Annotated in this window: 8 protein-coding genes; 7 read left to right on the top strand and 1 reads right to left on the bottom strand. The window is 35.6% G+C overall.

Annotated elements, in window-relative coordinates; translation table 11 throughout:
- Window positions 1-280 precede the first annotated feature (280 nt).
- The 6 genes from BLR36_RS11875 (at window position 281) to BLR36_RS11850 (ending at window position 8,954) form a co-directional block, all read left to right on the top strand.
- Window positions 281-3,430 (top strand): DEAD/DEAH box helicase, encoded by a 3,150-nt coding sequence (locus BLR36_RS11875; protein ID WP_093062056.1) that lies wholly within the window; start codon window positions 281-283, stop codon window positions 3,428-3,430.
- A gap of 591 nt (window positions 3,431-4,021) precedes the next feature.
- Window positions 4,022-5,206: a ParM/StbA family protein gene (locus BLR36_RS11870; protein ID WP_093061945.1), complete on the top strand. Its 1,185-nt coding sequence runs from the start codon at window positions 4,022-4,024 to the stop codon at window positions 5,204-5,206.
- Between the two features lie 9 nt (window positions 5,207-5,215).
- Entirely contained in the window at window positions 5,216-5,833 is a 618-nt protein-coding gene (locus BLR36_RS11865; protein WP_093061944.1) for a hypothetical protein, read from the top strand.
- Between the two features lie 526 nt (window positions 5,834-6,359).
- Window positions 6,360-7,283 (top strand): ABC transporter ATP-binding protein, encoded by a 924-nt coding sequence (locus tag BLR36_RS11860; protein ID WP_093061943.1) that lies wholly within the window; start codon window positions 6,360-6,362, stop codon window positions 7,281-7,283.
- Window positions 7,284-7,285: 2 nt separating this feature from the next.
- Window positions 7,286-8,176 carry an ABC transporter ATP-binding protein gene (locus BLR36_RS11855; RefSeq protein WP_254771404.1) on the top strand — a complete coding sequence of 297 codons (891 nt, stop codon included), beginning with the start codon at window positions 7,286-7,288 and terminating at the stop codon, window positions 8,174-8,176.
- On the top strand, window positions 8,151-8,954 hold the full coding sequence (locus BLR36_RS11850; protein ID WP_254771395.1) for an ABC transporter permease subunit: 804 nt from the start codon (window positions 8,151-8,153) through the stop codon (window positions 8,952-8,954). The genes BLR36_RS11855 and BLR36_RS11850 overlap by 26 nt, the downstream gene beginning before the upstream one ends.
- A gap of 502 nt (window positions 8,955-9,456) precedes the next feature.
- On the opposite strand, the gene BLR36_RS11845 is transcribed toward BLR36_RS11850, so the two are convergent.
- Window positions 9,457-10,014, bottom strand: coding sequence for a GbsR/MarR family transcriptional regulator (locus tag BLR36_RS11845; protein ID WP_093061941.1), 558 nt, complete (start codon window positions 10,012-10,014; stop codon window positions 9,457-9,459).
- 214 nt (window positions 10,015-10,228) lie between these two features.
- Between BLR36_RS11845 and BLR36_RS11840 the strand changes: the two genes are divergently transcribed.
- Window positions 10,229-11,482 (top strand): quaternary amine ABC transporter ATP-binding protein, encoded by a 1,254-nt coding sequence (locus BLR36_RS11840; protein WP_093061940.1) that lies wholly within the window; start codon window positions 10,229-10,231, stop codon window positions 11,480-11,482.

Raw genomic sequence — 11,482 nt, 5'->3', positions numbered from 1 at the left:
AGATAGTGGTATCCTTGGTCATTTCTGGGTAACGGAATTCACCTAAAAATTGAAGTAAGAGATAAGTTAGGCTATTTTGAAGTAAATAAAGCTTTGATATTAACCAAACAAACAAAGGAAGCCATAATCAGTGAATTACTATAAGAAACATTAGATCAACTCCATTCATGTTAGGGTGGTCTTTTTTTGTGCTACATTCTGTATGTTAAAATAAACTAAAAGGTAAAGAACCTAGGTGACCCCAAAAAACTCTATATATAAAGGTTGGAAAGGATACGCAATGAACTTTTTAATGAATGAATCAAAAATAAAAAAATTATGTGGTAGTACAGCATTTAAAAAAGGCAAATCATATTATCAAGCTGGAAAAGTACAGGTGCAATCCTTTCAACCAGAAGAATCGCTTATCAAAGCTACAGTGCATGCAGTTGAAGATGTGGAAGTCATGGTGTTAGCAGATTTGAATGGAAAGGTAGGTGCCACTTGTACCTGTCCGCCCATAGGATTTGTCCAAACGTATTGTCAACATATTGCAGCTGTATTATTTGTAATAGAGGAAAAGGAAACAGAAGAACGTCTAGCTAAGAGAATGCTCGATCTATTTGGAAATAGTTCTGTGCAACCTACTGCAAAGCAATTGCATTTTGATAAAAGACAAACCCTTTTAGTGGAATTTATATGTCTTCCCGTATCCCTAGAGAAAGGCGAGTTTGGATTTGGAGTACAGATGAATGTGGGGGCAAATACATTACATCATATTTCTAACGTGAAGGATTTTCTATCTCATCTCGAGAAAAAAGAGCCGTTTGAATATGGTCCTGGACAGTATTATGTGCAGGAAATTTACAGCTTTTCTAAAGAAACGGATGAAGTTCTTCAGCTTTTGCTAAGAGGGCAGCATGAGCAAGCCGGACAAGCGGATACTCTAGTGATATCAGCATCTGATTGGGAGCAAATACTTCCTCTATTAACGAAAGAGTCGTTAGTAAAATTCATGTTCGAAGAAAAAATATATGAAGGTATACAATTTGGAAAAGACCTGCCTCTTCGTTTTACTTTTGACGAAGCGAATACAACAAATTTTCAGCTGAACGTGAAAGGACTCGATCGAATTATCGTGTTCAAAGGCTATGGATACGCATTTTCAGAAGGTATTTTGTATAAACTTCCTCAGGCTGAATGTATCAGGTTAGCCGAGTTAAAGGAAATGCTCGATCAATCCGGAAAGCATGAACTAATCATATCAGAGAGTCAAATCGATCATTTTATGGAGAAAACGATACCTGGACTTATGAAACTTGGTTATGTACATATATCAGATTCGATTTCAAAAAGAATGGGAGAAACACCGCTGCGCATTAAGCTGTTTATAGACCGTGTCAAGCACCGAATACTAGCAGGCCTTGAATTCCACTACGGACATCTTGTTCTCAATCCCAGTGAGGAGATGGAGCAGGAAGCTATGCATTATCCAGGTATTAGACGCCAGCTCGATAAGGAGCAACAGATACTCGATGTACTAATGGACAATGGATTTACTCAAACTCCAGGTGGTTTCTACTTATTCGATGAAGAGGCTGAGTATCATTTTTTATATCATGTACTACCTGACTTGGGGAAATCGGTGCAAATATATGCATCCACAGCTGTTAAAATGCGTATACAAAGAGGATATATCGGTCCGAGGATACGAGTGGAAGTCAAAGAGCGAACAGATTGGCTAGAGTTTAAGTTTGAATTAAAAGAAATTCCAGAAAAAGAAATACAAAGACTGATGGCTTCCATTGAGGAAAAGCGAAAGTTTTATCGTATTCCAGGAGGTAGCTTAGTTTCACTTGAGACTCCTGAATACCAAGCATTATCTAGCTTTATCATCGACATGGGAATTACGACTGAAACGCTCGAAGAGGAAATTCATGTTCCGTTGATAAAAGGAATGCAATTCATCGACTCTTTGGAGCAAAGCGACCTGATGGAACCGGGTGAAAAGTTTGCTAAGCTTATGAAAAACTTGCACAATCCAGAGATCTTAGAGTCAAATACTCCGATTCCTTTAGAAGGGGTACTAAGAGATTATCAAAAGGTAGGGCTTCGATGGTTCCAACTTCTAGCGAAATATAAATTTGGTGGTATTCTAGCTGATGATATGGGACTTGGTAAAACGCTTCAAAGTATTTCCTTCATAGAATCTGTACTTTCCGATGTTCGTGCACGCAATTTACCAGTGTTAATCATATGTCCTGCATCGCTTTTATATAATTGGAAAAATGAGCTCAAGAAATTCACGCCCCATATTCAAGTGCAGGTGATAGATGGAGATAAAACAAATAGAAGTAACTTATGGAAACAGTCTATCCATACTGATGTAATAGTTACTTCATATCCAACACTTCGAATGGATATAGATCTTTATGGAAACCGCCTTTTTCATACATTATTCTTAGACGAAGCACAGGCTTTTAAAAACCCAATGACCAAAACAGCAAAAGCGGTGAAGATGATACAGGCTGAATATCGATTTGCCTTAACAGGAACCCCAATCGAGAACGCTTTAGATGAACTCTGGTCCATATTCCATGTTGTCTTTCCAGAACTATTGCCTGGCAGAAGAGCATTTAGTGAATTAAGCCGTGAAAATATTGCTAAACGAGTACGTCCTTTTATATTGCGCCGGATGAAACAAGATGTCCTAAAGGAATTACCCGCAAAGACGGAAACGATGCTGTATTCCGAATTACAAATGGAACAAAAAACATTGTATGCTGCTTATTTAGCTGAGCTCAAACAGGATGCTTTGAAGCATTTGAAAAAGGGCAGTCTCCAAAGAAACCGGATTAGAATATTAGCAGGATTAACTAGACTTCGCCAGCTATGCTGTCATCCAGCACTTTTTGTAGAAGGATATAAGGGAAGCTCAGCTAAATTTGAACAGTTGATGGAGTTGTTAGAGGAATGCCGTATTTCAGGTAGACGGGTGCTTATTTTTTCTCAGTTTACACGGATGCTAGGTATCATTAGAGGGCAACTCATACGAATGGGAACTTCTTATTTTTACTTAGATGGCCAAACACCATCTGAGGAGCGAGTTGAATTATGCGATCGTTTTAATAACGGAGAAGGGAATCTATTTCTAATATCGTTAAAAGCAGGAGGGACTGGGTTAAATCTGACTGGAGCAGATACAGTTATTCTTTACGACCTATGGTGGAATCCAGCAGTGGAGCAGCAAGCTACAGACCGCGCTCATCGAATGGGTCAGCAAAACGAAGTACACGTCATTCGTTTAATAGCTAAGGGAACTATTGAAGAGAAAATTACTCAACTGCAGAACAAAAAGAAAAACCTTATCGATGAAGTCATTCATTCGGGGAAGGACACTTTGTCTACAATGACAGAGGAGGATATAAAAGAAATATTAATGATTGAATAGGTAGCTCATAGAAGAAAAATCCAAGTTAAGCGTTCACCGTTTAACTTGGATTTTTTATTTACTAGTTTCGATTTTAGTTAACTACTTTTTTAAAAGTAAACAGTTTTAAACTTAGCCCTGCTATTTTGACTGCGAAAAAGCCATTCTAAGTTAATCATTTTTAATTCTTAATACCAGAATGTCTTATTTAGTTTAAAAGCCTTGAAAGACTCTTTAAAGGCTTAAAATAAGAAATAGGTAATTAAAACAATATTACTATCAATTTTTAATAGGACTGTAGGAGCAAAAGCTATTAAGAAACTTATATATTTTTTTTGTTTTCACAATAAAATGAGGTGTATTCAAATTTGTATACAAGTATACAAAAAGAAAACAAAATGTGTGCAATTTAGTAAACAAGTATACAAAGAAGTGTACATATTGATTTATAGGGATGTGTACAAGAATGTACACAAGTGTACAAAAATAGGTTATATGTATGCAAAAGTAGTTTGCATGTGTACAATTTGAATACAACTTTTGGTGGATTGACCGAGCTTTGCCAGTAAGATAATCTTTAAGGGTAGAACATATAGTTGAAGGGATGATTTGATGAACACTTCAAGAATTTGCGCAATCGATGTAGGAAATGACTCAGTTAAAGCTTTATTTGGCAAATTAGATTATGAACTAAATATTCCAAATGTCATAGCAGTATCAACAGAGGATAGACCAGTAATAGGTATAGAGGAACTGAATGATAAGGATCCAATTGAAGGAATTCATATTAAAGTACACTCCCCTGCCTTAAACGAAAATAATGTTATTTACCGTGTTGGTAGCTTAGCAACAAAAAGTGATAATGCGACTGAATTAGACCCTGGTAGCAACAAATCAGAGGAAGATCAAACGTTAGTTATGTTATTTGCTACTCTAGCTTTGGATGCAGTTAGAGGAGAAAACGCAGAAGCTTTTAAAAAGAACAATAATGTAATTGATGCAAACTATACACTAGGAACGGGTCTGCCACTTCGTGAAGTAAAAGAAGGAAAAGATGTAGGCTATCGCTCGCAACTATTAGGGTCAGTTCACCAAGTAGAGTTTTTAGTAACGCCTAAATACCAAGGGTTAAAAGTAAATATCAAGTTTGATGAAGTTAAAATATATCCTGAAGGATTTGCGGCATATATTAACTTAGTAATGGATAATGATTTAAACATTATTAATAGAGATTTAGTAGACAAAAGTATCCTTATACAAGATATAGGTGGCTTATCAACTGATGTTGCGGTTATTAAGAATCGTAATGTAGATGACGATAAAGCACAGGGATTCAATTTAGGTGTTTCTGAAGCACTAGAGTCGATTAGAGAAGAAATTAGATTGAAGCATGGTGTGGAATTAGATAGCCGTAGAGATGTTGTAGATATCATTACCAGAAAAAATGACAGAAATCATATTATGGTGAATGGTAGCCGTACGAGCGTCCATGATATTACCGATCGAATTCTTTTAGACTTAGCGAAAAAAGAATATCGCCATTTGCGTAATGTTTGGCAAAAAAATTCGCAAACAGAAATCTGCTATTTTGTAGGTGGCGGTGCGATTGTATTAAAAGAATATATTAAAACACTAAACAATAACCTAAATGGCTATAATATCGAATTCTTTGAAGATGAGAAGGAAAGTATTTGGATGATGGCAAATGCTTACTACAAATTAATCTCTGATTTTGTTAGAAAGAATAAAAAGGATATAAAAAGCAATGAAGCACCGAAACAAAAAGTAGAAAAATAGGGTGATTTTATGGAAAAATCAAGGAACTCTGGTATCCAAAGGGGTCAAGCAATTACTTTTCGTCTCCCTTCTGACACTCCTGATCACATTTTAAAGCAAATGCAAAAGTTAAAAGAGACTGAGAGAAGAAACTTTTCTAGCAAAATAGCGGAGTTTGTTTTGGAGGGGGTAAGTACCTCCTTATCTAAGGATAGAGAAACTATCACTATTCCTATGCCTAAGCAGTTAAGCAAAGAACAGCGAAACTGGCTCAAACATGCACACTCCGAAGCTATGCTAGGAAATATTGTATACCATTTGTTGTCAGATCCAGTTCGTGCAATGTCTATTCTTGCCTCTCTTAACAGTAATGCCTTAGATATTGACCAAGCCCTATATTTACAACCTGAGCCGACGGAAAAAGTAGAAGATAAGTTTAATTCTAATATTAATTTTTCGACTGAACCAGAGCCAGAGGGGATCCAATCAGATTTTCCAACAGATGAACTTGAAGATGATTTGATGAACTTTGACTGGGAACAAGCAAAACAAGAGCATGTTGCAACGGATGAAGATTCCGTACAGCATGTCGAAACTGAAAGCTTAGATGATTTACTTGGAGACTTTCTTTCAAGAATGAATAAATAAAAGTTGTAAATGTGTAGCAATATTTCAAATCTATTAAAGAAATCAAAATCCCCCTGGAATCAGTGACAACTGCTTTCAGGGGGATTTTGTATTTTATATTTAATCATCATATTCACTGAAAGTGTTCATTACTCAACGTTTCTTTATTTTTTGCCGATAGCGTTTAATCATTTTTTCTTTTATATTGAATATTGTTAAACAACACAATGTTTATTAATTGGAGGGGAAATGATGAAAAACAAATTTTTAGTATTGCCATTTATTGCGGTCATTGTGTTAGGAATTATTTTTTTATCAACACAGATTCCAACAGTTAAAATCCTCTTAGCTACTCAATAGATAAATATTAACCGTTGAGTAATAAACACATTATTTAAACTTGCCGATAGTATATAACTTCATATATTATACCCAGATTGCACTTTATACAACAGTGTGTTCAGAAATGAATTGTATAAAAATGCTAGTTATAATGATATTATTGCAAAAAACAATTAAATTCCTTAAAGATAGAAGGAGTGAGAAGATGACAATCATTTCATTACAACATGTCACAAAGGATTATGGGCATGGACGGGGGATTTTTGATATTTCATTTAATGTTGAAAAAGCCACTGTATATGGCTTTCTGGGACCAAATGGAGCTGGTAAAACGACTGCTATACGTCACATTATGGGATTCTCAAAACCACAACAAGGAATCGTAACAGTAAATGGTCTAAATAGTTGGACAAATGCTAGTACTATACAAGAAAAACTCGGCTATTTACCTGGTGAAGTAGCATTACCTGAACATTTAACAGGTGAGCAATTCATACGAATGATGATGGATTTAAGAAAAGTAAACGATGATACACATTGTAAAAAACTAATAGATTTCTTTGAGCTCGATGCCTCTGGGAGGATAAAACGTATGTCACTTGGTATGAAAAGAAAATTAGCAATTGTGACTGCATTCATGCATGATCCGAATGTTCTCGTACTCGATGAGCCAACAAGTGGTTTAGACCCAATTATGCAGCAACGCTTTATAAATTTCGTGAGAGAAGAAAAAAAGCGTGGCAAAACAATTTTACTTTCAAGTCATATTTTTACCGAAGTCGATGCTACTTGTGATGAAATTTCGATTATTAAAGATGGACACGTAATCTCTTCATTCAACAAACTAGAACTATTAAAAATGACAGAAAAGGTCTTTCATGTGAAAGTCAAAAATGCGTTGGATTATAAGCAGCTTGGGCAGTTGATTGAATCGAATACAGATTTCCATCTGGTTAATAAAAATGAATCCGCATTTGAACTTCAAATTGGCTGTTATCCAAATAATTTATCACGGCTTATCAAACTTTTAGCTGCCATTCCTATTTTGAGCTTCAACGAAGTGCCTTTTAGCTTAGAGAAACATTTCATGGAATTTTACGATAGACGTGTAGGAGGGGAGTTGCCTTGACGATGATTGAATTACACGATGTAACGAAAGATTATGGAGACAGTCGAGGCATTTTCAATATAAACCTTTCCATAGAATCAGGTGAAGCATTAGGATTTGTCGGTACAAACGGAGCGGGTAAAACAACAACAATTCGCCACTTAATGGGATTTTTAAAACCCAATACAGGAACAGTGAAAATTAATACCCTTGATGCTTGGCAAGATGCTGCAGAGATCAAGCGGTGGGTTGGCTATGTGCCGGGTGAAATTGCATTTCCTGATGTATCAACTGGCTGGGATTTCATTCAACAGCAAGCAAATCTTCTACAACTAACAGATTTAAGCTACGCAAACGAATTGATCGACAGGCTCCAGCTTGATCCATCAGCAAATATTAAACGTATGTCTAAGGGAATGAAACAAAAAACTGCGATTGTTGTCGCACTGATGGCCAACTCGCCCATCCTAATTTTGGATGAGCCTACAACGGGACTTGATCCTTTAATGCGGGCGGAATTTATACAAATTATCAAAGAAGAAAAAGCTAAAGGTAAAACGATTTTTATGTCTAGCCATATGTTCGAAGAAATCGAAGAAATTTGTGATAAAGTGGCGATGATTAAGGAGGGTAAGATAGTTACAGTCACACTTGTTTCAACGATTACGTCAACTGAAAATCAACACTTCATCATCGAGTTTAGCAATGAGCAGGAATGTACTCGTTTTATTCAAGAGAAGTTAGATTCGATGGCTATAAGTAATTCAACTGTTTCTGTAAACATTGAAAATAATGCATTAAATGATTTTTTAGCTATTTTGTCAACGTATCAAATCGATAACATAACAGAACAAAAGCATACGCTTCAAGAGCACTTCTATCACCTATATGCAGGAGGGCAATCCTATAATTAATGGCACGATTTTTAAACAAACCTTACGCGCAAATGTAAAGCTTTGGCTAATTTTCACTATTGTTTTAACTTTATTACAAATAGTCATGGTCGCTGTATTTGATGATAGTACATTAGCAGATGTTAGTCATTTGGTAGAAGGTACTGCACTAGCAGGATTACTTGGACAAACGACTTTACTAAGTATGCTTGCTTCAACCTACTATTCGATTCATGGTGTCATTTTCCCAATTATTTATATCATTATGACAGCAAATAGTTTAATTGCCTCTCAAGTTGATCGTGGCTCTATGGCATACTTATTGTCAACACCAACGAAACGATCAACCATTATTGTTACACAGGCTTTTTACTTAATTGTTGCCTTAGTTGTGATGTTCTGTATTGAAACAACTGCTGGTTTTATTACAATACAAGTTATTCATTCTGACATGGATATTGTAGTAGCTGATTTTATTATGTTGAATGTTGGTTTATTTTTATTAATGTTTGCGATTAGCAGTATTTCATTCTTTTTCTCAAGTTATTGCAACTTATCGAAAAACTCCCTTGCTTTTGGTGCTGGTATTCCTATTGCCTTTTTCTTATTTCAGTTGCTAAGTTCTGTTGATGATAGCCTTAATGTATTTAGTTACTTCACAATTAACGCATTATTTGATACAACTGCTATTCTAGAAGGAGAAAACTATTGGTGGAAACTGATCGTTCTTTTAGGTCTTGGCATTGTCCTCTATATAGCGAGTTTAGAAGTATTTAAAAGAAAAGACCTTCCGCTTTAATCTTTATAAAACAGTTTATAAAACCCCAACCATCAATTAATGGTTGGGGTTCATAGTCTATTGGAATTTAGTTATTATATTCTCTCACGTTTATTTAAAGGATCATTGTCCAATCGGTTTTCTTCTAGTGGATCATTGTCTAGTGCCTTATCTACAGTATCATCCGTAATAATCTTCTCCTAAAAAACTAATTATTAATATCGTGCATGTTTAATAGATATCCAGTCGATTTTAATTAAACAAATCCAACTCCAATTAAGGCTAGCAAGAAGTAAATATAAAAGGCAGAAGAAAATTGTTATTACTTATAGAATGTGGGTTTAGAGAGCTAGGAATAGAATTTGTATAAAGAGTATATTCCAATAATGTCATTGATAGTAATCTCGTTATGGCACTAACTAATAACCGAATATTTCTTGAGCATCTCAACAATTCTTTTTTTATGTCTCACAAAGAGTCACAAAACCCCAAATAACAATTTGGGGTTTTATCATGAATTATATTAGTTTTTTGTATTTTCTTTAGAATCCTCTATCTTAGGGACCAAATCGAAAATCCTTTGGTCCTCGAATGCATCTATGACGCGTTCGAGCCAGTTGTAGTAATCTTTCATATACTTCAGCTTAGCGATATCTATTTGAACTACTTCACGTAATTCCTCACTTAAGTCCTGGTCTTTCAAAAGTTCCTCAAGTTCAGCTAATGATTTTTTAATTGCTACTGAATGCAGTGTGACTGATCTTTGCCATTTAATAGAGAACAAATCGATGAAGCTTTGGTGCCAATCATCTGTCACTTTATATAAATCTTTTCGAACACCTTTTTTCCATGCACGCTCAACCAATTTTAGTTCGGACAGTGCTCGGACAGAGGTGCTCATGCTTGTTTTACTCATGCCTAATTTTTCTGTCATATCATCTAATGTTAATGGTTCATTTTGAAAAAACATTGTACCGAATTGTCTACCTGCAGAAGGTACCAAACCGTATAAATGTATATTTTGGGCAATAGTTTCGATGATTCTTTCTCGTGCTTTATCTATTTTTTCATGGTCGTCCATATACGTTCCCTCCACTGAAATTAGCTTTGTTCACATAATCCAGCTAACTAAATTTAAATGTATTATATCTATACCCAAAAAGCAATTTTTTTAAATATTTTTTGAACAGTTTTTACCGTACAAACAATTAATATGGTTTAAACTGTTGAAATTTTATAGAGTTACCTCTATAATAAATTGGGTTCGGGTTTTTCGGACGGTAAGGAGTGAAGACATGAGTGAAGAATACATAAATAAAAAAATAATAGTAAAAGGTGCTACTAAGATTTTTGGTAAAAGTAGCGGCCGTGCTATACAGATGCTGAATGAAGGTAAAACAAAAGGTGAAATTTTAAAAGCAACTGGTGCAACGGTTGGTGTGAAACAAGTATCCTTTGATGTCAATGAAGGTGAAATTTTCGTCATAATGGGTTTATCAGGGAGTGGTAAATCTACATTAGTTAGACTGCTTAATAGATTGATAGATCCAACCATGGGACAAATTTTACTGGACGGTAAGGATATTGTTCAGATGAATAAAGAACAGCTTCGTGATGTAAGACGGAAGAAAATAGGGATGGTATTTCAAAATTTTGCCCTCTTCCCACATAAAACAATCGTGGAAAATACTGAGTATGGCTTAGAAATTCAAGGTGTTTCTAAGAAAGAACGTAACGAAAAAGCAATAGAATCATTAAGACTTGTTGGTCTTGCAGGATATGAGGATCAGTACCCGAAACAACTAAGTGGGGGTATGCAACAGCGTGTTGGACTCGCTAGGGCTCTAGCAAATAATCCTGATATATTGCTAATGGATGAAGCATTTAGTGCATTAGATCCTCTTATTCGAAAAGATATGCAAAATGAGTTACTTCAACTTCATCATGATATGAAGAAAACGATTATTTTCATCACACATGATTTAGACGAGGCACTTCGTATTGGTGACCGGATAGCACTGATGAAAGACGGAGAAATTGTGCAGATTGGATCACCTGAAGAGATTCTGATGAGTCCATCCAACGAATATGTCGAACGATTCGTGGAAGACGTTGACTTATCTAAAGTTCTAACAGCTGGTCATATCATGAAAAAAGCCGACACTGTAAAAGTTGATCGTGGCCCTCGAGTAGCACTAAGACTGATGCAACAATTAGGTATTTCTTCTATATATGTAGTAGATAATGCGAATCGATTATTAGGAGCTGTTACCGCGCAGGATACTGTAGAAGCTATTGAGTCAGAGAAGTCACTGAGTGATGTAATTATTTCTGATCTTCCGATGGTCTCACCAGATACGGTCCTCACAGAATTATTTGATGTAGTGTCAACAGCAAGCATTCCAGTTGCAGTTATTAATGAAGAACAAAAGCTACAAGGAATTATTATTCGTGGTGCCCTTATAGGTGCATTATCTGGTGATAATAAGTTTATAAACACAGATGGAACGATGGATTCCACAGAGCAACCTATTACGGAGGTGGTCTAA

Origin of the sequence: Psychrobacillus sp. OK028 (genome assembly GCF_900103605.1) — a bacterium.
Classification (GTDB): domain Bacteria; phylum Bacillota; class Bacilli; order Bacillales_A; family Planococcaceae; genus Psychrobacillus.
Note: the sequence above shows the minus strand (reverse complement) of the source record. Positions and strands in the feature narration are given on the sequence as shown.